The organism is Delftia sp. ZNC0008, assembly GCF_000799035.1.
GTDB classification, from domain to species: domain Bacteria; phylum Pseudomonadota; class Gammaproteobacteria; order Burkholderiales; family Burkholderiaceae_C; genus Comamonas; species Comamonas tsuruhatensis.
In genome coordinates this window covers 1-21,336 of record NZ_JTKZ01000334.1, presented here as the reverse complement: position 1 = coordinate 21,336, position 21,336 = coordinate 1, and the positions used below count along the sequence as shown (strand labels likewise).

The 21,336-nt window shown below is 60.1% G+C and carries 16 protein-coding genes and 1 pseudogene; 6 read left to right on the top strand and 11 right to left on the bottom strand.

The window, feature by feature from the left end; translation table 11 throughout:
- Positions 1–185, bottom strand: a pseudogene (locus tag L995_RS34310) (hypothetical protein); the annotation flags it as partial.
- Between the two features lie 355 nt (positions 186–540).
- Here L995_RS34310 and L995_RS31990 point away from each other — a divergent pair.
- Positions 541–1,227, top strand: a complete 687-nt coding sequence (locus L995_RS31990) for a M15 family metallopeptidase (protein WP_082001535.1) — start codon at positions 541–543, stop codon at positions 1,225–1,227.
- 45 nt (positions 1,228–1,272) lie between these two features.
- Positions 1,273–1,965 carry a pentapeptide repeat-containing protein gene (locus L995_RS31985; RefSeq protein WP_156136038.1) on the top strand — a complete coding sequence of 231 codons (693 nt, stop codon included), beginning with the start codon at positions 1,273–1,275 and terminating at the stop codon, positions 1,963–1,965.
- 670 nt (positions 1,966–2,635) lie between these two features.
- On the opposite strand, the gene L995_RS32980 is transcribed toward L995_RS31985, so the two are convergent.
- The gene (locus L995_RS32980) at positions 2,636–2,962 is read right to left on the bottom strand and encodes a hypothetical protein (protein ID WP_156136037.1); all 327 of its coding nucleotides are present in this window, start codon (positions 2,960–2,962) and stop codon (positions 2,636–2,638) included.
- Between the two features lie 579 nt (positions 2,963–3,541).
- Here L995_RS32980 and L995_RS11160 point away from each other — a divergent pair.
- The 3 genes from L995_RS11160 (at position 3,542) to L995_RS11150 (ending at position 7,518) form a co-directional block, all read left to right on the top strand.
- Positions 3,542–5,431 carry a DUF1800 domain-containing protein gene (locus L995_RS11160; protein WP_047471681.1) on the top strand — a complete coding sequence of 630 codons (1,890 nt, stop codon included), beginning with the start codon at positions 3,542–3,544 and terminating at the stop codon, positions 5,429–5,431.
- A 43-nt stretch (positions 5,432–5,474) separates the two neighbouring features.
- Entirely contained in the window at positions 5,475–6,923 is a 1,449-nt protein-coding gene (locus L995_RS11155) for a DUF1501 domain-containing protein (protein WP_047471679.1), read from the top strand.
- 136 nt (positions 6,924–7,059) lie between these two features.
- Complete coding sequence (locus L995_RS11150) at positions 7,060–7,518, top strand: sel1 repeat family protein (protein WP_047471689.1); 459 nt, start codon at positions 7,060–7,062, stop codon at positions 7,516–7,518.
- Between the two features lie 149 nt (positions 7,519–7,667).
- Here the strand turns inward: L995_RS11150 and L995_RS11145 are convergent, their stop codons facing one another.
- The 4 genes from L995_RS11145 to L995_RS11130 all read right to left on the bottom strand — a co-directional run bounded on the left by L995_RS11145 (position 7,668) and on the right by L995_RS11130 (position 13,294).
- Complete coding sequence (locus L995_RS11145) at positions 7,668–9,431, bottom strand: DEAD/DEAH box helicase (protein WP_043824731.1); 1,764 nt, start codon at positions 9,429–9,431, stop codon at positions 7,668–7,670.
- Positions 9,432–9,948: 517 nt separating this feature from the next.
- Complete coding sequence (locus tag L995_RS11140; protein WP_047471674.1) at positions 9,949–11,529, bottom strand: esterase-like activity of phytase family protein; 1,581 nt, start codon at positions 11,527–11,529, stop codon at positions 9,949–9,951.
- A 130-nt stretch (positions 11,530–11,659) separates the two neighbouring features.
- A complete protein-coding gene (locus L995_RS11135) occupies positions 11,660–12,760 on the bottom strand; it encodes a porin (RefSeq protein ID WP_047471671.1) in 1,101 nt (366 codons plus the stop codon).
- A 318-nt stretch (positions 12,761–13,078) separates the two neighbouring features.
- A complete protein-coding gene (locus L995_RS11130; protein ID WP_156136036.1) occupies positions 13,079–13,294 on the bottom strand; it encodes a hypothetical protein in 216 nt (71 codons plus the stop codon).
- A gap of 63 nt (positions 13,295–13,357) precedes the next feature.
- Here L995_RS11130 and L995_RS11125 point away from each other — a divergent pair, with 63 nt between their 5' ends.
- On the top strand, positions 13,358–15,850 hold the full coding sequence (locus L995_RS11125) for a hybrid sensor histidine kinase/response regulator (RefSeq protein ID WP_047471667.1): 2,493 nt from the start codon (positions 13,358–13,360) through the stop codon (positions 15,848–15,850).
- A gap of 142 nt (positions 15,851–15,992) precedes the next feature.
- On the opposite strand, the gene L995_RS11120 is transcribed toward L995_RS11125, so the two are convergent.
- The 5 genes from L995_RS11120 to L995_RS11105 all read right to left on the bottom strand — a co-directional run bounded on the left by L995_RS11120 (position 15,993) and on the right by L995_RS11105 (position 21,301).
- A complete protein-coding gene (locus tag L995_RS11120; RefSeq protein ID WP_156136035.1) occupies positions 15,993–17,744 on the bottom strand; it encodes a hypothetical protein in 1,752 nt (583 codons plus the stop codon).
- 145 nt (positions 17,745–17,889) lie between these two features.
- Positions 17,890–18,384, bottom strand: a complete 495-nt coding sequence (locus tag L995_RS32975; protein ID WP_156136034.1) for a discoidin domain-containing protein — start codon at positions 18,382–18,384, stop codon at positions 17,890–17,892.
- A 186-nt stretch (positions 18,385–18,570) separates the two neighbouring features.
- The gene (locus L995_RS11115; protein ID WP_047471662.1) at positions 18,571–19,503 is read right to left on the bottom strand and encodes a LysR substrate-binding domain-containing protein; all 933 of its coding nucleotides are present in this window, start codon (positions 19,501–19,503) and stop codon (positions 18,571–18,573) included.
- Positions 19,504–19,684: 181 nt separating this feature from the next.
- The gene (locus L995_RS11110) at positions 19,685–20,848 is read right to left on the bottom strand and encodes an acyl-CoA dehydrogenase family protein (protein WP_047471659.1); all 1,164 of its coding nucleotides are present in this window, start codon (positions 20,846–20,848) and stop codon (positions 19,685–19,687) included.
- Between the two features lie 57 nt (positions 20,849–20,905).
- Positions 20,906–21,301 carry a cupin domain-containing protein gene (locus tag L995_RS11105; RefSeq protein WP_016445984.1) on the bottom strand — a complete coding sequence of 132 codons (396 nt, stop codon included), beginning with the start codon at positions 21,299–21,301 and terminating at the stop codon, positions 20,906–20,908.
- Positions 21,302–21,336: the final 35 nt, after the last annotated feature.

Below are 21,336 nucleotides of genomic sequence, written 5' to 3'. Positions count from 1 at the left end.
TGCGCCTGATCGGCCTTCACGTAGTAGATGCGCAGCAGATCGCGGCACACGCAATTGATGGCCGTGGCCTTGTGGCGAGCGTGCAGGTCCAGCACATCCAGCGCAGCGCCCATGTGCAGGACGGCGTCTATGGCCAGGTCTTCGAGTTTGGGTGGGGGTGTGGTGGCGAGGGTTGGCTGGGGCATTGGAGTCCTGTCGAGAGGGTCCCGATCCCAGAGCCACTGCACGCAGTGGAAGCGAGAGAACCGGACAGCAAAGCTTCCGGCTTTACCAAGTCTCTGTCTGCCACCTGTAGTTGGAATTTTGTAAAGAGGCAGGGAAGACAGAAGCTGATACGAAGCCAAGCCTTAGGTCTGCCTTCAAGCTGTGCAAGATGTTGGAGGTTGCGCCGGGGGATGCGGTGGGTGAAGTGGACAAGGGAGTGGAAAAGCGTGAAAGTGGGACCTAGTGAAGGACTGCTGCCGGCCAGAAGCGGCTGCACAAAATACACTGCTAACGGCAAAACAAGACCAAATGACTCCAAAATAAATTGAAAGACATATGCTAAATAACCTAGAGCTTACTGGCAGATCACGCACTCATGTCACCCAGTTTGATGAACCCCGATTCGCGGCCCAACTAGATGCAGGACAAGCATTTCTTGCAATGCGCAACGACGCCAAAAAATCAGGGATAGATCTACTGCCTTTCAGTTCGTTTAGAGATTTTCGGACTCAACTGAGAATTTGGAACGGGAAATTTTCCGGGAAAAAATCTCTGTATGACATCAATGGTGTTCCTCGTGACAAGGCAAATTTAGATGACGCTCAGGTCATTGACTGCATTCTCAACTGGTCTGCTCTACCTGGAGGAAGCCGCCATCAGTGGGGCACAGAAATCGACGTAGTTGATGGCGCCGCGATGCCTGTAGGCTATGAACCTAAGCTACTTCCGGGAGAGACCGTGAAAGGTGGAGTATTTCATCCACTGCATCTTTGGCTCGATGAAAACATTGCCAAGTACGAATTTTTCCGACCCTACAAATTTTTTAAAGGTGGGATGCATCCTGAGCCTTGGCATCTTAGTTACGCACCGTTGTCAACAAAGGCCCTGAAGCAGGTCTCTCCAGAATTATTAAGGGATGCTGTTATAGATGCGGAAATTTTAGGAAAAACGCTTGTCCTGAAGCGAATCTCTGAAATCTATGAACAGCACATTCTGAATATTTTTTCACCAGATGAGCAGTAACTGGTTGAAGCTGCTGGTAGGGGCACGAAGGACTGCTCAGGTCATTTGGTAGCAGTCGCCAAGGTGCACCTGTTATGTAAGGCCTGCGAGGCATCGCGGAACTCCACGCCAGCTGCTGAACACAGCAAACGAAAATTCATAACACGCTCTAATCAAAATAGTGCTACAGAAGCAAAATCAATGCAAAAGAATAGCTCCCTATTCATTGAACCAAAACCAGGTCATTGTCTTGAGGACGGCATAGTTGATTTTTTTAATAAAATTAACGACAACAGCCTGATTGAAGTAGTTTCAATGAAATTAAAACATGCAAATGTCTCCGATGTTAAATTCCCCGAATTTAATGCATTGGAGTTCATGACATTTGATGTGATGTTTCAAGGGTGTAATTTCGAGAGCTACGATATTGGTGGCTCTTGGATAAAAAATTGCGTTTTCATTGAATGCAACTTCATCAATGCCGGACTGGTAAAGGCAAATATATCTGACAGCGAAATAATTAATTCAAATTTAAATAAATCGAATTTCGCCAACGCGGAGATTTTCAATACCGTATTCAAAAACGTCTACTTTGAAGAGGCCAATTTGCAAGGCACAGTCTTTTTTGATTGTAATTTACGAGGCATCGATTTTAAAAAGACAAAATTAGGCTACACACGGTTTGTGAGGTGTCTATTGGATGAGCATGTAAAATGCTTGCCTGGTGTTGAGCTAGCGACCTACCCCGGTGTTCAATAGTTCTATTTTTTATGTGACGATCTATCGAAAAACCCAGCTTCGTGTATCGGCGATTTTAGCCTGCCTTAATACATACCGACTCACACAAGCTTTATCCTATTTTAAACCATTGATATGAAAGTAAATCACATGCTAATACCAGACCTTTTTGCAGATATTGTTCTAGGAGTCTCTGCTGCGGGATTTTTTTCTCCACCAGAGTTCAAATGATTTCGATGAAGTAGTCGCCAAAGCCAGCTGTTGGAATAGATCCATACTTCAGCTCGGTCAGGCTGTCGATACTGTAGAGGATAGAATATTTATTTCAAGGCCCTAGCAACTAGATGACCAAAATCGCACTTGGATGCGGATTCAATAACAAGGTCGAACATCTAAAATGGGGAGCTTGCCAGCAGCAAGCAATAAACACAGACCGGTGATCATGCGCCTCCTACGCCCTATATCACTCGCTCCATCCACCTCAACTTCCCAGAAAACGCCTCCAAAGCCGCGCGAAGTCCCGACATTGACCCCCGACGAGCGAGGTGGTCCGTACCAGCCCTTGCCACAACCTAGGGCTTATCCAGTGGCACTGCGCCACAACGACAGCGCTGCTGAGCGGCATCAGCGCCTCTTGGAATCGTCCTTCGTTTGCACGGTAGCCAATCATCCTGACGCATAGAATCTCACTCTAATTCTTGTGTGTGGCTGACGCTGCAATTGGCACCAGAACACGCCAACCCTTTTTGTCGTGCAATGTCGATCTGCAGGCAACTTGAACTCTTTTTCCTAGAACTCCACTGTCTGAAGATGACCAGTCCGATTCAAGTGGAACAGCGCACTGTTCGACTATTATTTTTGGATTGACTCGAACAGCAGTGAATTGCGTTCTCTTCTGCCTGCTTTCCCCAATCAAGAATTCATCTGCAGATCTCTTTATTTCTTGCAAATCTTGGATTGGTGGTGAATTTTTCTCATCAGCAGACGTGGTGCCAGAAATCATGATCGCCACCAACATAAAGAAGATTCTTGTCATTGTCTTTGCACAGTGGATTTACGGTGGTGTCAAATATGAAGTGCAACATCTGAGATCCAGGTAACTTGCACGAATGACTTCACCCTACACGCACTGGCAACCCAAGGATTGCCTGGCCTTGGCATCCCTGGTGCGTCTGAGCCTGCGTGCAGCGTTCAGGAGCCTTGCCATGCGAACACCAGGCGACAGATACCGCTCGGCAACGCGGCACCGTGCAGACGCACCGCACTCAGGTGTACGGCCCCAAGACGTCAAGCCGCATTCTTCAGCCTGCAGCAGGAGAAAGCCCTATGACAATCCGCCCGCATGGTTGCACCCGCACAACGCTGCGCATCCCCTCAGAACACCGGCAGGCGAGCGGCCCACATCGGGATTTGCCCAGGCTCCACAGCGTCAACCCTGCATACAGCCCCCTGTAGCCCCTGCGCCGTATAACGTCTTGACACGCTTTTGGGCTGCAAGATGGCTGCGCACCTCCGAAATCCTTGGAACACTCTGCGCCACGCGCCGAAAAGCGAGGCAGTTCGTTGCCACGCCCCGGCCTCTGCCTGAAAGCCCACAATGCACCCCACACCACAGGCTGCAGCCTCCACGCTGCAGCCGCCCAACCGCGCGCCCGCGGATTCCTTGCCTGCCTGCGCAGAGCCCGGCCACCTCGGCCACGAACCGAAGAGCTCCCTGATTCCTCCCGCCCTGGCCTCCTCCCTTGCGGCCGCGCTGCTGGTGGCCTGCGGGGGCGGAGGGGGCGATTCACCCCCCGGCACCGGCACTGGCGGCACGGGCGCCGGCCCTGGTGGCGGAACCGGTACGGGCACCACGGCCACCCCCGCCAGCGATGAAGAAGCCGCGCGTTTCCTGCTGCAGGCGCAGTTCTCGGCCACCGACGAGGAGATCGCAGCGCTGCGCGCCAAGGGCTACGGCCCCTGGCTGGCCGAGCAGTTCGCGCTGCCCGTGGACACCACGGGCACGGCCTGGCTGATGCAGCGCGGCTACGGCGTGGCAGAGGCCGGCACGCGCTACGACAACGTCTCGTATCCCTCCGACTTCATGCTCTGGAGCCAGCTTTTCACGGAGCGCGACGCCGTGCGCAAGCGTGTGGCATTGGCGCTGTCGGAGATCATGGTGGTCTCCACCACGGGGCTGGAGCAGCCCTGGAGCATCTTCCTGGCTTCCGGCTACTGGGATCTGCTGAACCAGCATGCCTTCGGCAACTTCCGCACGCTGCTGGAGGCCGTCACGCTCAGCCCGGCCATGGGCGTCTACCTGAGCACGCGCGGCAACCAGAAGGAAGACGCCCGCAGCGGCCGCCAGCCCGACGAGAACTACGCCCGCGAGGTGATGCAGCTGTTCACCATCGGCCTCTACCGCCTCAACCCCGACGGCACCGAGCAGCGCGACGGCAGCGGCAACCGCATCGATACCTATTCGGCAGCCGATGTGAGCAACCTGGCGCGCGTCTTCACCGGCTACGACTACGACACCAGCAAGAACCAGCCCACCAACCTGAGCGGCAGCACGGTGACGGGGCTGCAGCAGGCGCTGCTGCCCATGGCCTTCAACGCCGCGCGCCATTCCACGCTGGCCGCCACTTTCCTGGGCACCACCGTGGCTGCGGGCACGTCGGGGCCAGCGGCGCTGAAGGCGGCGCTGGACACGCTGTTCAACCACCCCAACGTGGGGCCCTTCATCGGGCGCCAGCTGATCCAGCGCCTGGTCACCAGCAACCCCAGCCCCGCCTATGTGGGGCGCGTGGCCGCCGCCTTTGCCGACAACGGCAGCGGCACGCGGGGCGACCTGCGCGCCGTGATTGCCACCGTGCTGCTGGACCCGGAGGCGCGCGGCGCGGCAGGGCTTGCCAGCCCCCAGTACGGCCGCCTGCGCGAGCCCATGGTGCGCTTCGTGCAGTGGGGCCGCACCTTCGGGCTGCGGTCGGCACGCGGCACCTGGAAGATCGACAACCTGAGCGACCCGGCCACCCGCCTGGGCCAGAGCCCGATGCGCTCGGGCTCGGTGTTCAACTTCTTCCGCCCGGGCTACGTGCCGCCCTCCACGCCCCTGGCCACGACGGGCCAGGTGGCGCCGGAGTTCCAGATCGTCACCGAGACCAGCGTGAGCGGCTACCTGAACTTCATGCAGAACGTGATCCGCTTCGGCTACTACGTGAACGCGCCAGACCTGCCCCAGGGCGGCAGCAGCGCAGCCAACGGCTTCGACATCACCTGCAGCTACGCCAACTTGCTGCCCCTGGTGGCCGACGCCGCCGCGCTGGTGCGCAAGGTGGCGCTGCTGCTGTCGGCAGGGCAGGTATCGGCCGCCACGCAGGCGCGCATCGTGGCAGCGCTCAATGCCACGCCGGTGACGGCCACCAGCAACACCGCCACCCAGCTCAACCGCGTGGCAGCCGCCGTGCTGCTGGTGATGGCCAGCCCCGAATATCTGGTGCAGAAGTGACCGAACAAGTGACCGAACGTCTGCAAAGCAAAGCGACATCTCCATGAATTTCATCGACCCCGCCCGCCACACGCGCCGCGCATTCCTGCGCCGCAGCACGCAACTGGCCGCCGCCGGTACCGCCCTGCCCTTCGCCCTGAATCTTGCCGCGCTGGGCGAGGCCGCCGCCTTCGAGGCAAGCGACTACAAGGCGCTGGTCTGCGTCTTCCTCTATGGCGGCTGCGACTACGCCAACACCGTCGTGCCCTACGACAGCACCCGCTACGGGCAGTACTCCGCCATCCGCGGCGGCAACAGCGATGGCACGGCCGGTGGCATTGCCCTGGCCCGCGCCGCGCTGGGCAATACGCTGCTGCAGCCCCGCACGGCGCTGGCCGGTGGCATGCAGTACGCGCTGCACCCGTCCATGACGGGCCTGGCCGGCCTCTTCAACGCGGGCCGCGCTGCGGTGCAACTGAACGTCGGCCCGCTGCTGGTGCCGCTCACGCGGGCCCAATATGCCACCGGCGACCGGCGCAGCTACCCGCTGCCGCCCAAGCTTTTCTCGCACAACGACCAGCAGTCGGTGTGGCAGTCGCAGGGCGCAGAAGGCTCCACCCTGGGCTGGGGCGGCAACCTGGGCGACCTGGCGCTGTCGTCCAACGCCACGTCGCTCTTCACCTGTATCTCGGCCACGGGCAACGCCGTGTTTCTCTCGGGCGACCAGGCGCTGCAGTACCAGATCAGCCCGGGCGGCGCCGTGCCCATCAACGCCGTCAAGGGCACCAGCGTCTATGGATCGACCGCCGTGCACGGCCTGTTGAGCGAGCTGGTGCAGACGGCCGGCAGCCACGCGATGGAGGCCGAGTACGCCCGCGTCACGCAGCGCTCCATCAGTGCCGAGGGGCAGATCTCTTCAGCCCTCTCCAGCGCCAGCCTGTCCACCGCCTTCCCTGCCAACAACCCGCTGGCCGACCAGCTCAAGGTGGTGGCCCGGCTCATCGCCGGACGCAACGCGCTGGGCACGCGCCGGCAGGTGTTCTTCGTCTCGCTGGGCGGGTTCGACCTGCACGACAACCTGATCGCCAACCAGCCGCAGTTGCTCGACAAGGTGAGCAGCGCCATGACGGCCTTCTACAACGCCACGGCCGAACTCGGCGTGGCCGACAAGGTCACGGCCTTCACCGCGTCGGACTTCGGCCGCACGCTGACGTCCAACGGCGACGGCTCGGACCATGGCTGGGGCAGCCACCATTTCGTGGTGGGCGGCGCGGTGCGTGGCGCGTCCTTCTATGGCGCGCCGCCGCCCATCAGCGTGGGCAACGGCAGCGGCAGCGAGGACCAGTGGCATGTCGGACAGGGGCGCCTGTTGCCCAGCACTGCCGTGGACCAGTACGCCGCCACCTTGGCGCGCTGGTTCGGCGTGGCGAATACCGAGCTGGCGGGGGTGCTGCCGCACATCGGCAACTTCGGCGGCTCGGCGTATCCCATCGATCTGGGGTTCATGGGCTGAAGCCGTGCGCGCCGGGCCTGCACGGCCGATTCGAGTCAGCCTCTGGGTGGCCCTGAGGGCGCCTTTGACAATTCCGAATTTTCAGGGACCGGGATTGCGAAGACGATGGGGCCACTCAGTTCAAGTGGAGACAAAAATGCGATTCGAATTCCGCCCAATTGCCACACCAATTGCCACCCCAATTGCCACGCTGGCCCGGCATGCACGGCATGGCTTGTTCATCGCAGCGGCCCTGTCCGGCGCGCTGGCGCAGGCGGCACCGCTGCCGTTGGACATGGCCACGACTTCCGAGCAGCGGTTTCAACTGGCCCTGGAGGCCCAGACTGCGGGTGACTACGCCTCCATGCTCGCGTTGCTGCGCCAGGCGGCCCGGGATGGCGAGCCACAAGCCCAGGAAACACTGGCATGGATTCTTCTGGCAGGCCCAACCCTGTATGGCACCGCGGTGGAAGCGGATCGCTGCGAAGCAGTGCACTGGCTGCGGCAAGCCGTTGCAAAAGGGAATCAAACGGCCAAAAGCCAGCTGGATTTCCTGAACCGCCTGCGCAATGCGCCGAGTGGCAAGAAGGCGTGCGCATCCGAGTGGGAAGGGTGATAGGCACTAAATCCTTTTCGGATCGCAGCGCCATCCTCAAGAATGCGCTGCGGGTGCAACACTACTGGGACCACGCCAGGAGCACTGACCACCGCACCACGGACTTGTGCCCGTCCTCGCCCTGCCCTCAACCCGCATTCACCCCGCCCTCACCCAGCATTCACCAGCGCCTTCGCAAACGCCCCTTCTCCCGCCACAGTCAACACCAGTTTTTGTGTCGCCCGCGTCGCAGCCACATAGAACAGTTTGGCCTCGTCCGCCGCATCTTCGCCTTCACGCGGCATCTGCCCCACTCCTGCAACGGCCACGACCGGAAACTCCAATCCCTTGCTGGCGTGCATTGTCATCACTTTGATGGTGTCGGCCAGTGGATCGAAGTCACCTGACCGATGTCGCACGCGATGCGGCAGTTTTCGGCGGCCAAGTGCCATGGCGCACTGGTTCATGGAGTCGTGATCGCGGCACAGGATGGCCATGTCACCCCAGGCGTGGCCTTCCTGATGCGCCGCAGCCAGCAGCTCGGCGATCTTGGCGGGCTCGTCCCGCAAGCTCGGCAGGCGCACGATCAGCGGCTCCTGCCCTTCGCGGCCGCAGCTGATGGGCTGCACCAGCGGCACACCGTCCTCATCCTGGGCATTGGGTTGCAGGAACTCGGCGGCGACGCGGTTGGCGATTTGCAGAATCTGCCTGGTGTTGCGGTAGTTGATCTTGAGAATGGTCGTGCGCCCAGAGGCCTGGATTCCCACGCTCTTGAAGCTGAAGCCACGCGCCTTGCTCTTGCCATAGATGTTCTGGGCGCTGTCGTACAGGATCAACAGGCTGTTGGTCTCGGGGTCCACCATCTGGGTGACGAGCTTGAGCCATTCAGGCTGAAAGTCGTGCCCCTCGTCGACCATCACGGCCTGGTACTGCCCGGACGGAATCTGTTGCCGGTCCACGCCGCGAATCACAAACTCCACCATCTGATCAAACATGCCCGGGCCCTGAGCGGGTAGCGTCTGACCATAGGCCACCAACTGCTGGCGACACCATTTGTGGAAGTTGCGGGCGTGCACCCGATCGGCCAGGCCCTTGGCCGCAAACCAGGCATTGAGCTTCACTGCCAAGGGCTCGTTGTAGCAGAGCACGAGGATGGGCTTGGTCGAAGCGGTCTTGGCCAGGTGTTCCGCACGATAGCCAAGAATCATGGTCTTGCCTGAGCCGGCAACTCCGTGGATCACGCGATGCCCATCGCCCAGGCTGCGCGCGAGTTGCTCCTGCTGCAAGTCCATGACGCGCATGATGTCCGGCAGCTCGTCCGCGTCTTCCGGCAGAAGGCTGCCTTGCACCGGAACACGCACCTGCGGGAACATGATCCACCGCGTGCGCTCGAGCTGCGGCACCGACATGGCTTTGCCGAAAGCGTGGGGGAACATGTTCCACAGGCGCTGCTGAAAAGCCTCCGCATCCACGGATTCCAGCATCTCGTCCTTGCAGATGACGAGATGCGCATCAATCGTCTGGTCCAGTGCAGACTCTTCAAACTGCTTGCGCGTGATGTTGGTGAACACCACGCCGCTGCCCCAGGGAAATGCCAGCTTTCCCTGATGAGGGCCTTCGCCGTGAATGAGTTGCTGATCCCGCTCCAGTGCATTGACCACTTGAATGGCGCAGTGTCGCGCCTGAGCTGCCGGATTGATGACGACTTTGGGCCTTCCATCCACGATGAGCGTCCAGGCCTGTTTGGTCGCCTCTTGAACCGTCTCGAGCCGCCAATCCTTGGTCTCAAGAATCAGAACGCCCCTGCGTGGATGAATGACGACAAAGTCAGGATGCGTCTGCTTGGGGCCGATGGGCACGTCATACCAAAGCATGTAATCGTCTTCGAGCTTTTGCTCCAACCGCTCGGCCAGCCGTCGCTCGCCAGGCGTCATGCGCCCAACGCACGCCCCCATCGCAGGAATCAGTACCGCCACTTTCTTCTCCTCTACAGAGCGGCTGAGGATACCGCACGCACTATCTCTTCAGGAATTCGATGACTGGCCAATCCCAAGCCATCGAAAATCCGGAATTGAATTCTGAACGGCTCTCTGTTGGATTTCCTCGACTCACGCGGAAACCAGCATGGAATTTGAAGGCGCTTCTGAAATGGCCAAGCAGATGGGGATTTGATTGTGGAAGTGATCGGCTCGGACGTATGCCTGCCATCTACGCACTCGACGACTACCGCTTTGGGCAATGCCGTAAGACTGCTGGAGGTCGAAAGGACCAGTCATTGCGGCAAGCCCGCACTTTCGCCGCAACGGCGGCGCTGCTCCGTGCAGATGCCATAGGAGGCGACATCAGCGTTGCGGCCCGTCGCAGCGCCTTCGCGCTGGACGAACCGCCCTGGATCGCCGTGGCCCCGTTGTCTTGCCTATGCCATGCAGTCCCAGCCCCAGTCGCAGTCGTTCAGGGAGCGCCGTATTCGCTCAGTTTCTTGCTGAACTTAAAGGTCCAAAGTCGCTGCGTGCGGTCGTTGACGTCATTGGTGGTGAAGCGAAGGCTCGCCGCGCCCTTGGCGCATTGGCCGTCGTTCACGATCTTGCCTTCGGCGTCCACCATGCATTTGGTGACGTCCGAGCCTTCGATTTCCTTGCCGCTGGCGTCCAGCACGGCCAGCGAAACACCGAAGTCGGTGTCGTTGGTCAGCGCCAGCGTGTAGTCATCGACCAGTGCCAGGCCTTCGGCCTTCTCGGCCAACCAGCCGGTGGCGTTCAGGTTGAAGAGCCGGGTCTTCTTGAGCGTCACGACCTTGGAATAGTCCGAGCCATTGACCGGCTTGCCAGTCAGGCTGCTCTTTTCCAGGTCGGAGCCCAGCGCGGTGATGTCGGTGGCGTTGGCCGGAAACTCGATCAGAACCAGGTCGTTGAAGACTTTCTTGTCCTTGCCAGTGCCTTGCTCGATGGCGATGAATTTCCCCTTGCCCAGTGAGACCACATCACCCAGCTTGGCATTGCCGGTCTTGCCTTGGTTGTACCAGCGGCTGTCCACGGGCAAGGCAAACAGGCGGGTTTTCTCGGTGGTCGGGTCAAACTCCACCCAGCGCACAAAGCGAGCGTAGTCGCGCACGTTCTCCGACTTGCCAGTGGCGTCGGCAACGGCAGCGGTGGTGTAGTCGGCCTTGCCGTCGTCCAGGGGGCTTTGCAGGAAACCGTGCAGCTTGCCGCTGGCCGCATCGATGCTCAGCCCTTCCATGCCACGGTTGGCGCGGCGCTTGGCGAGAATGGCCGGCAGATCGGCCGCGCCGGTGCCGGGCCCGTATTTCTTCTGGATGATGCCGGTCGCCGGGTCGATCTTCACGATGAAGGGTCCGTATTCGTCGGACACCCACAGCGCATTGCGTGCGGCATCCACCACCACGGATTCTGTGTCCAGGCCGAATTCGCTGTAGCCCTTGGCCTTGCCGGGATAGGTGAAGGAGTCGTCCAGGACTTGCTCGCCCGTGTTGCCTGTGAGGCCCCGTGGCTGCACGCGGCCGTTGGCGTTCTGTGTGGCGCTGAATCTGAGCGGCAGGGTGGAGACGAGCCTGGCTCCGTCCTTTCCGAGGGCGATCACGCCGATGGACGGAGTGAAGTTGGGCGAAGGAAACACCGTGGAACTGGCAAAGCCCGCGGGATTGGAGCCGTCGGTGATCTGCGTGACCGGGCCGGTGGTCGCGTTCGGGCCGCGATCGGTGATGGCGTAGAACTCCAGCGTGCCGTCGGCACGCCTGCCCTTCAAGGCCAGGCCCGAACCGTAGGCTGGCAGAAATCCCTTGGGAAAATCGGCCTTGGTGGCGGGGTGTTGGCCTTCGTAGGGGAAATAGAACCTGTCGTCGAACTGGACGTCCTGGCGCGTGACGGTGGCGCGGATGCTGCCGACGCCGGTGGTCTGCGTCACCGTCTCGGAGCCGGCGACCTGGAGCGGGCGGGTGTCGGCGCAGGCGCTCAGCAAGGCAGCCGCGGCGGCGATCACTGCCACCAGGCAGGGAGAAGAATTGGGGGGTCGCATGGCGAGTAGGTCTTGAGAAGAAGAGGCAAGCCTGATAGGTAGATCGGCAGATAGGCAGATCGGCAGGCCCTGCGTGGCAAGGGCCTGCCTCACCTTGAAGGCTTCGTTTCTGGAAAAGGCGCTGTGCCGCTCAGAACGAGTGGCTGATGCCCAGATCCACACCGGTCGAGCCGGCGTTGGCCACACCCGCAGGGCCGCCGATCAGGCCGACGCTGGCGCCGTTCTTGTTGTTCACACGCGCCAGACCTGCGTACAGAGAGGTGCGCTTGGAGAAGTCGTAGACATATCCGATCGAATACTTGTCGGCCTTGCCGCCGCTGCGCGTGAGGGCAGAGGCGTTGCCGCTGAACTTGGCGCTGGCGTACTTGATGCGCAAGCTGCCTGGCCCCATGGGGATGGTCGCGCCCAGGAAGAAGCCGTCCACCTTCCCGGAGGTTGCGCCGTTGACGGGCTCCCACTTCAGGCTGTTGTATCCGCCATTGAGCAGGAAACTGCCGAAGTTGTACGAGGCGCCCAGCACCAGGTCTTCCAGATCGCTGGTTGCGGCGATGGCGCTGGGCGAAGCCACGGCTGCGGTGCCGTCGATCCTGCCGTAGCCGATACCCACGTTCAGCGGGCCCGAGCGATAGCCCAGGTTGCCGCCTATGTACCTGCGGGCCTTGCTTGCGCCAGAGCCGGAGGCGTTCTCGTCACCAAAGGAAACCGAGAGCTGGCCATAGACACCGCCCAAGTCGCTCGGCAGGAAGTAGCCCACGGCGTTGCTGATGCGCGTGCGGTCGACCACGCCGCTTTGGCTGGCGGCGTTATAGGCAGTCTGGCGGATCGTCTGGAACAGATTGGCCTGCACACCGGTAGTGGTGTCGGGGCCCGCGAAAGCGGTGAAGATGTTGTAGCTGGGGGTGTAGTCGCGACCCAGCCGGATTTCACCCCAGGAATTGTTGCTCAGCCCGATCGTGGAGCGGCGCTCGAAGCCAAGGGAGCCGCTGCTGCCGCCAGAGCCGACATCGGGGTTGAGGCCGCCTTCAAGCCAGAGCTGAGCTCGGTTGCCGCCGCCGAGGTCCTCCGTGCCGCGCAAGCCAAGCAGGCTGGTCTTGCCTTGGCTGGAGTTCAGTGCATTGAGCCTGTTGCTGCCGGACTTGGCAACGGTGACACCGACGTCCACCACACCAAAAATGGTGACGGAAGATTGTGCCAGGGCCAAGCTGGAAGAAGAGGCGAAGAAGGTGCCCATCGCGAGTCCCAGAATGCGCGAGCACGTTTTTTGATTTTTCATTGGCGAGATACGAACTGAACTTATGAATGAGAATGACGGTAGCCTCCTGCCACCGCTGCGGGAACTCTAGGCAACACATAAGTATTCTTCGTGACAGCTGTGCTGTGTGACATGAAAGTCACAGCAGCGGCGGTGCCTGCGGCACGTTTCCCGCAAGGAAGCCCCATCGCCGCCACCCTTCAGCCATGGCCTGCACGACGGAGCAGATCATTCATTGCCGATTTGTTTGATTCATATTCGAGAAATTGGCGGAAATATGCATTCTTTTGCCATTTTCTAAATAAGTTTCTCGACTTCCATATTTTCAATGGAACATTTCGAGCGTTCGTCGATCGATTCATCGGTCATTGGGGACCCAAATTCAGCCCATTGCACGGCCATTTCAACCCCATAGTCCCTGGGGGGGCGAAGTCCCACAAGAATTGCCGCACCGAGGACTGCAGCCTCAACATCGGTCGCACCAGCAGTCACAGCTATGATCCCCAGCAGCATCGCCGTCCCCGCCAGCGGCGAGCTGTCCCCTCTCCTCCACCCAACGCCCCGCTCCATCCCCCCATGATCCAAGAGTCCGAAGAGATTGCCCTGCTTCGCGAGGAAAACGCCAGGCTGCGGGCGCAACTGGCGATTGCCACGGCGGGCCATGCCAGCGCCGTACAGGGCGCGGGCGTCAGCGATCAGGACCCTTTCGATGCGCAGGTCGCGGACCAGAAGACGCTGTTCTCGGATTTCATCGAGCATCTGCCGATAGGCCTGTGCCTGGTGGGCAAGGGTGGCAAGGTGCTGATGTCCAACCCGGCCTACCGCCATTTCCTGCCAGACACCCCCATCCCTTCGCTGCTGTCGGCCGAGGAAGACCGCGGGCGCTGGCGCAGTTGGGACAAGGATGGCAAGCCCGTTCCCCGCGACCAGTTTGTGGCCGCCCGCGCGTTCCGCGGTGAGTTGGTGGTGCCGGGCGTTGACTGTGTCTATGACACGCCCCAGGGGCTCGAGGTATGGACGCGCGTTTTCGGGGTGCCGCTGCGCAATGCGGACAAGGAAGTCGTGGCCACGGCCATCGCCATTTTGGACATCGATGCGGAACGGCGGGCGCTGGACATGTTGCGCCAGAGCGAGGAGCGGCTGGATGCGCTGGTGCGCTCCTCCTCGGAAGTGCGCTACTCCATCAGTGCGGACTGGAGCGAGCTGCACCAGCTGGCAGGCGGCGGGTTCATCCCTGACACGCAGGCGTCCAACACGAACTGGCTGGAAGACTACATCCCCCCGGAGGACCGCGACCTGGTGCGCGCGGAGATCGCGCGGGCCATCCGCACGAAGACGGACTACGTGATCGAGCACCGGGTGAACCGCGTCGATGGCAGCGTGGGCTGGGCGTTCTCGCGCGCCGTGCCGCTGTTCGATGCCGCAGGCGCCATCACCGGCTGGCTGGGAGCGGCCTCCGACATCACCGAGCGCAAGCAGGCCCAGGCCGCGCTGGAGCGCTTGAATGCCACGCTGGAGGAACAGGTGGCAGAGCGCACGGCCGACCGCAACGCGCTGTGGCAGCTGTCATCCGACATCATGATGCGCTGCACGTTCGAGGGCATCATCACTGCGGTCAACCCGGCCTGGACCGAGGTGTTGGGCTGGCGTGAAGACGAGCTGCTGGGCACCACGCTTTTTCATCTCATCCATCCGGAGGATCTGGCGCGCACCATCCAGGACACGCAGGAGCTGGCCACCGGCATGGCGCATGCCCGGTTCGACAACCGGTACCGCCATCGGGACGGGAGCTACCGCTGGATCTCCTGGTCCACCCGTTCGGCGGCAGGCCGCATCAATGCCGTGGGCCGCGACATCACCTCCGAAATGGCCAAGGCCGAAGCGCTGGCCAAGGTGCAGGAGCAGCTGCGCCAGTCGCAGAAGATGGAGGCGGTGGGCCAGTTGACGGGTGGCCTTGCGCACGACTTCAACAACCTGCTGGCGGCCGTCATGGGCAATCTGGAGCTGCTGCAGCGGATGCTGGCGCGCGGCCAGGTGGACAACCTCACGCGCTTCATCCATGGAGCGCAGGGGGCGGTGCGGCGCGCCGCCACGCTCACGCAGCGGCTGCTTGCGTTCTCGCGCCGGCAGATCCTGGACTCCAAGCCCACCGATATGGCCGCGCTCCTGGCCGATTGGGAGGACCTGCTGCGCAGGACCGTGGGCGCCAGCGTGGACATCGACATCGTGCCGGCAGCCCATCTGTGGCATGCGCAAATCGATGGAACGCAGCTGGAGAACGCCATCCTGAACCTGTGCATCAACGCCCGCGATGCCATGCCCGAAGGCGGCCGGCTGACCATCAGGACAGCCAATATCGAGCTTGAAGAGGCGGCAGCCCGGGAGTGGGACCTTCCGCCGGGCGGCTATGTATCGCTGTGCGTCACCGATACGGGCACCGGCATGTCTGAGCAGACCATTGCGCGCGCCTTCGAGCCGTTCTACACCACCAAGCCGGTGGGCCATGGAACGGGGCTGGGGCTGTCGATGATCTACGGTTTCGCGCGGCAATCGGGAGGAGCGGTCAGGATCTTCTCCCAGCCGGGCCAGGGCACCACCGTCTGCCTGTATCTGCCCCGGTGCGACGCCGCGCCCGTTGCAGAACGCGCGGTCGATGCGGCAAGGCAGGTGGTCGTTCCTGCCCAAAGGACCTTGCTGGTCGTGGATGACGAAGCCCCGATCCGCCATCTCATCGACGAGGCGCTTGTCGACCTGGGCTACACGGTGCTTGCCGTGGCCGATGCAGCCGCCGCGCTGCAGGTACTGCGCGCCGGAACCCGGGTGGACATGCTGATCACGGACATGAGGCTGCGCGGCGGAATGAACGGCAAGCAGCTTGCCGACGAGGCTCGCCTGGCCCGTTCCGACCTGCCGGTGCTCTTCATCACCGGGTTCACCGAGGCATCTCCGCTCAGCCAGGAAAACCTGCACCCCGGTACGCAGCTTCTGACCAAGCCGTTCACATTGGATGCGCTGGCGCTCAAGGTGGCGGAGATTCTGGGCAGTACAGACGCTGTGCCATCGGACTGAGTCGTGTGGCTGGGGCCGTGGTGACCGGCGGATTCCGGGCGCCTGTCTCGCAGCGCGAGCCGTGCTCCTCTGCCAACATAGCCAGTACATAAGCAAGTCGATAGCCGACTAGAGAGGGACACTGCCGACGCGGGAAGGACACTCAGCACCCAGCACCCAGCACCTGACTGTCTACCCTATAGATTGCAGAGTAAGGCGGGAAGTCATTTTTCTTTTTCAGAAAGAAGGCAGCAGGACACAACTCAATCAGCGCCCGCAAGTGCGACGAGTAAGGACCGTACGTCCATTCACCCGCATTAAAAATGTAGTCGGGCTTGAATTGAACAAGTTCGTCCAGGAAATCCTTGGTTGTCAGCGGAGCCTTGTGCAGCTCTGGACGGCCAATAATGGTTCTGTTGAAGAACATGCCATATTGATAGTTGCTGACAAGGAAAATCTTACGCTGATTTTCTATGATATCTCGATATATTTCAATTGATTTCTTTCCGAATTGAGATATGAAGATTGCTTTATTTCCATCTTCAAGTTTCGAATAGTTCCGATGATATGCAAGGTATACCGATGAAGCCAACAGCGCTGCAGACACTGCAGTACAGATGAAATAAATTGGATATTTTTTATCGAAATTGAAGATTTTTCCCTCACTCGAAAGAGTATCAACAGATGGATACCGGTTGATCAACAGATGATTTGCGATAGCCGTGGACACAAGCAGCACGTGAATCCCGTGGCGCTGTTCATAAGCACCCACGGTGAACCAAATCACTAGAAATGGCAATACACAAAGAATCCATAGCACCCTTCCCTTGGCGGACAGCAAGGAAATCAGCATGGTCCCAATGAGAAGTACGCCTATTTCCGGGGTATCGATAATGTACTTTTCCAGGGACATCAGAGCTGATGATATCAAGCCTCCATTTTTCTCCACGATATCAAGCACCCCTTGATTTCCTGTGAATTCCGGAGCGACAAAGAAGGGCCAGATGGCTGCAAACAGCATCACCACAATGCACGCCGCCAGTGCCGCAGGCCGCCATTTCCAACGCCACACGCCATGGGCTATCAATGCCGGAAGCGTGACAAGGCACCAGAACAATCCGGGTTGTTTGGTAAGAGAGGCCAAAAAACCGCAGAACAGCGAAAGCATCAAGGGACGCAACTTTGCAGGCCTCACGGAATACTGCAGCAAAAGATTGAAACTCAATAGAATCAATGCTGTCGCCAAAGGGTCGGCATAGGCCCAAAACAGCAGGTTTCCAAAACTCACCAAGGTGCCCACAGCAAGCACCAGTGTCAGCCAATTGATGAACTGGCTGGAACTCCTGGCTACAAGGTCGAAAAATGCAATGACAATGACCAGCGCTGGTATGCCACACACGAGCTTCGCGGCAAAATGCGAGACATGATTGCCTTGGGCCAGGAATACAGAACCCAGTTCATACGCAAAAAGCTGGGGATAAGGCGCCTGAGTGTAGTAGGTGTCGTAGGATATCCCCAGAAAATGCTGTACACCCCACATACCCCAGCTATATATTTCATCATGCCTGATGAATCCTGTACTTGTCGGCTTCAGCGCAAAGAAATAAATACCCCATACCAACAGCGCGGTAAATAGAAGCAAAGGCGGGTTTGCGTTATCCAGCACTCTTAAAACAACACGAGCAACAGCAAGCACCAAAAATAAGAAAACCACAACCCATGCGGATATGTATAGCGCCCTGGGAAATTCAATCTTTCCGCCATAGAGCGCGAGACCTGCAGCAAAGGAGATTCCAATGCATGCAATTGCTGCATACTCAGATGCAGAGATATCACTACCCCTGGGCTTCTTCTTCCGATATGGCATCAAGATGTGGAAAATAGTATCATCACAAAACAGGTAAGCAGAGACCACACAGATCCATTGAACATGTTTTTTTCATCGTGGGTATTTTTGACCGAATGATCACAATCGCACTAGCAAAAAAGCCATGATTCCTCCCTGCAAAATATCAATGCGAGAGAAATTCTGTAATCCCAGGCTTTTCAGGCTTCGATGCTTATTGATAGACTTCAATATCAGCCCATGCCACCCAGGATGGTGATGATATTGTTTCAACGTAGACAAGTCGCACCGGGTCTGGTCGGCGATTTTTAAATTCCAGCCAAATACCTCCACTTGTATAACTTGTGATTGCACCGAGGAAAATCATTCTCCCTCCATTGGTTCTACCCCATATCCTGTGATTTGTATCTCCTGCTGGACTTTGCGTGGTCAACAGGCGAATAAGAGAGAAATTTCTTTCCCACCCAAGATCCAGAGCAATCCATTGCGTCGGAAATCCATTTGAATTCCAGTAGGTACTCGAATTCCCATCAATTGCTTTGAGCGAATCCCCATAGTTCCCTGAAGCACCAAAGACACCAACTGGAATTTTGGTCCCGTAGCTGTTCGCAGATACCGTTTTTTCCTCTGAAATTAATTCCGCACTGGTTGGCCAAGCAATTGCAAAAAGCAAACCACAAAGAACATATCTGATGAAAGAATATCTCATGATGGCATCTCCTTCAGTATTGCGCGAATTTGCGCAATACAATGCTATGCCACGGGAATGGAAACGACAATCAGACGATTCCTGTTTTTAATCAGCCATGTGCCTGAAAACCATCGCTGCAAGCACAGCAAATTTTCGTCAGACCCTCAAAAAGAGCGCCGTCTGAACCAAAGACAGCCGGATCTCTCAACTCAACGCCAGCCGACGCACACGTTCAATGAAAGCCTGCAGCACCGCCGCAGGCCGGTCCGCCCGCCAGGCCATCACGGCCGGGGTCATGGCCTGCTGCGGACCGCGCAGGGGCACGAACACCACGCCGTTCATGCCCACGCGCTGCATGCAGCTGGGCACCAGGGCCACGCCCTGCTCTGCCGAGACCAGGGCCATGACGGTGAGCCACTGGCGCGCGGCGTGGCGTGTGTGGGGGTGGATGCCGGCCTGCTGCAGGCAGGCGATGACGTTGTCGTAGTTGGCCGGGGCCACTTCGCGGGCGAACATGACGAAGGTGTCGCGGGCCAGTTCGCGCAGGTCGATGTCGGGCTGCTGCGCCAGCACATGCGTGGCGGGCAGGCAGCAGACAAAGGGTTCCTCGCCGATCGACAGGGTCTGCAGGCCGTCTGGCGGGTTGGCTATGTTGAGAAAGCCGCAGTCGATCTGGCCGCTGGCAATGGCCTGCAGTTGCTCGCGCGTGGACATTTCATGCAGGCAGACTTCGACCAGGGGGCGTTCTGCGCGGAAGGCGCGGCAGAAGTCGGGCACCTGGCGGTAGATCATTGAGCCGGTGATGCCCACGTCCAGCCGGCCCTGCATGCCCTCGGCCACGCCGCGCACCACGTCGGCAGCATGCTGCAGCTGGGCGAGCACTATGCGTGCCTCGACCAGAAAGGCCTCGCCCGCAGGGGTGAGGCGCACGTTCTTGGCGTCGCGGTCCATGAGGCTGGCGCCCAGGTCCTGCTCCAGGGTCTTGAGCGCCATGCTCAGCGGCGGCTGGGTGATGCACAGCCGCTGGGCCGCGCGGCCGAAGTGACGTTCCTCGGCCAGGGCGACGAAATAGCGCAGCAGATGGGTCTTCATGAGAGGCGGCGGATGGGGAGCAAGCGAGATGGCATCTTGCACCATGGCTACCTCTGAAATACAGATTGATAAATCATGGGACTTCAGATGGTTCGCAGCCACAAAACCCGCGCACCTCAACTTTGAGACACCGAGGAAGGGCCGCCCCGCACCGAGGATGTCGTCCCCCTCCGCGCAGCGAGAAGGGGCGCCGTGCAACGGGGAAGGCGCGAAGCGACTCAGGGGGTCAATACGATTTAGGCAAGCCCAATACCTTTTCGGCGATGAAGCACATGATGAGTTGCGGACTGACGGGCGCCAGGCGCGGGATCCAGGATTCGCGCATGTAGCGCTCCACGTGGTATTCCTTGGCGTAGCCCATGCCGCCGTGCGTGAAGATGGTGGTTTCGCAGGCCTTGGCGCAGGCTTCGGCTGCCAGGTACTTGGCGGCGTTGGCCTCGGCGCCGCAGGGCAGGCCCCTGTCGTAGAGGAAGGCGGCCTTTTGCACCATGAGGTGGGCCGCCTCAAGCCCCATCCAGGCCTGGGCCAGCGGGTGCTGTATGCCCTGGTTCTGGCCGATGGGGCGGTCGAAGACCACGCGCTCCTTGGCGTACTGGGTGGCGCGCGCCAGGGCGGCGCGGCCCAGGCCCACGGCCTCGGCGGCGATGAGGATGCGCTCGGGGTTGAGGCCGTGCAGGATGTACGAAAAGCCCTTGCCCTCTTCGCCGATGCGGTCCTCGGCGGGGATGCGCAGGCCGTCGATGAACAGCTGGTTGGTGTCCACGCATTTGCGGCCCAGCTTGTCGATCTCGCGCACCTCGATGCGTTCGCGGTCCAGGTCGGTGTAGAACAGGCTCAGCCCTTCCGTGCCCTTGCACTCTTCTACGGGCTTGGTGCGCACCAGCAGCAGGATCTTGTTGGCGACCTGGGCAGTGGAGATGAAGACTTTCTGGCCATGGACCACGTAGACGTCGCCATCGCGCACGGCGCGGGTCTGCAGCTTGAGGGTGTTGAGGCCCGCATTGGGCTCGGTGACGCCGAAGCAGGCCTTGTCCGTGCCCGCGATCAGCGGGGGCAGCCAGCGGCGCTTTTGCTCGTCCGTGCCGAAGACGACGACGGGGTGCAGGCCGAAGATGTTCATGTGCACGGCCGAGGCGCCCGACAGGCCTGCGCCCGTGGCCGAGATGGTGTGCATCATGAGCGCCGCTTCGCTGATGCCCAGGCCCGCGCCGCCAAACTCTTCGGGCATGGCAATGCCCAGCCAGCCCGCGTCGGCCAGGGCCTTGTGGAAGTCGTGCGGGAAGCCGCCTTCATGGTCCTTGCGCAGCCAGTAGTCGGCATCGAAGGGTGCGCAGGCGCGCTCGACGGCGTCGCGTATCTGTTCCTGTTCTTCGTTCCACAGAAAGTCCATGGTGTGTTCTCCGTTGCTTGTAGCTGTTCGCTTGTTGTGTCTGTGGGGTGACGGCGCTCAGGCTGCCGGTCGGCGCACGCGCTCGGGGTTCTCGCCGTACGGCGGGCTGTAGAAGACCAGCAGGCGCACGGGCTCGGGGCTGGTCACGCGGAAGATGTGCATGCAGTCCTCGGGGAAGAAGCAGGTGTCGCCGGGCTGCATGGCAAAGCGTTCCTTGCCGTCCGGGGTGTCGATTTCCACTTCGGCCGTTCCGGCCAGCAGGTAGCAGGCCTGCTCCATGCCGGGGTGGGCATGGGGCAGCGCGCCGCCGCCCTGCTCCAGCGTGCCCAGCACCAGCTCCATGTGGCGCGCGCCCACGTTGGCGGCACTGACCAGGCGCCGGTTGACGGTGCCGTGGTGGTTGGCGGGGCTGTAGCCGGGCACGTCTTGTTCACGGATCAGATAGCGGGGCATGGGCGGTTTCCTTCTGTTTGTGTTTGTGTTTGTGC

What these genes read in the sequence shown, in the direction of transcription:
- L995_RS11110 (WP_047471659.1), bottom strand. Translation starts at nt 20,848, where the DNA reads ATGGACTTTCTGTGGAACGAAGAACAGGAACAGATACGCGACGCCGTC.
- L995_RS11150 (WP_047471689.1), top strand. Translation starts at nt 7,060, where the DNA reads ATGCGATTCGAATTCCGCCCAATTGCCACACCAATTGCCACCCCAATT.
- L995_RS11105 (WP_016445984.1), bottom strand. Translation starts at nt 21,301, where the DNA reads ATGCCCCGCTATCTGATCCGTGAACAAGACGTGCCCGGCTACAGCCCC.
- L995_RS11135 (WP_047471671.1), bottom strand. Translation starts at nt 12,760, where the DNA reads ATGGGCACCTTCTTCGCCTCTTCTTCCAGCTTGGCCCTGGCACAATCT.
- L995_RS11115 (WP_047471662.1), bottom strand. Translation starts at nt 19,503, where the DNA reads ATGGTGCAAGATGCCATCTCGCTTGCTCCCCATCCGCCGCCTCTCATG.
- L995_RS32975 (WP_156136034.1), bottom strand. Translation starts at nt 18,384, where the DNA reads ATGAGATATTCTTTCATCAGATATGTTCTTTGTGGTTTGCTTTTTGCA.
- L995_RS11145 (WP_043824731.1), bottom strand. Translation starts at nt 9,431, where the DNA reads ATGACGCCTGGCGAGCGACGGCTGGCCGAGCGGTTGGAGCAAAAGCTC.
- L995_RS11140 (WP_047471674.1), bottom strand. Translation starts at nt 11,529, where the DNA reads ATGCGACCCCCCAATTCTTCTCCCTGCCTGGTGGCAGTGATCGCCGCC.
- L995_RS11160 (WP_047471681.1), top strand. Translation starts at nt 3,542, where the DNA reads ATGCACCCCACACCACAGGCTGCAGCCTCCACGCTGCAGCCGCCCAAC.
- L995_RS11130 (WP_156136036.1), bottom strand. Translation starts at nt 13,294, where the DNA reads ATGCTGCTGGGGATCATAGCTGTGACTGCTGGTGCGACCGATGTTGAG.
- L995_RS32980 (WP_156136037.1), bottom strand. Translation starts at nt 2,962, where the DNA reads ATGTTGGTGGCGATCATGATTTCTGGCACCACGTCTGCTGATGAGAAA.
- L995_RS31990 (WP_082001535.1), top strand. Translation starts at nt 541, where the DNA reads ATGCTAAATAACCTAGAGCTTACTGGCAGATCACGCACTCATGTCACC.
- L995_RS11125 (WP_047471667.1), top strand. Translation starts at nt 13,358, where the DNA reads ATGATCCAAGAGTCCGAAGAGATTGCCCTGCTTCGCGAGGAAAACGCC.
- L995_RS11155 (WP_047471679.1), top strand. Translation starts at nt 5,475, where the DNA reads ATGAATTTCATCGACCCCGCCCGCCACACGCGCCGCGCATTCCTGCGC.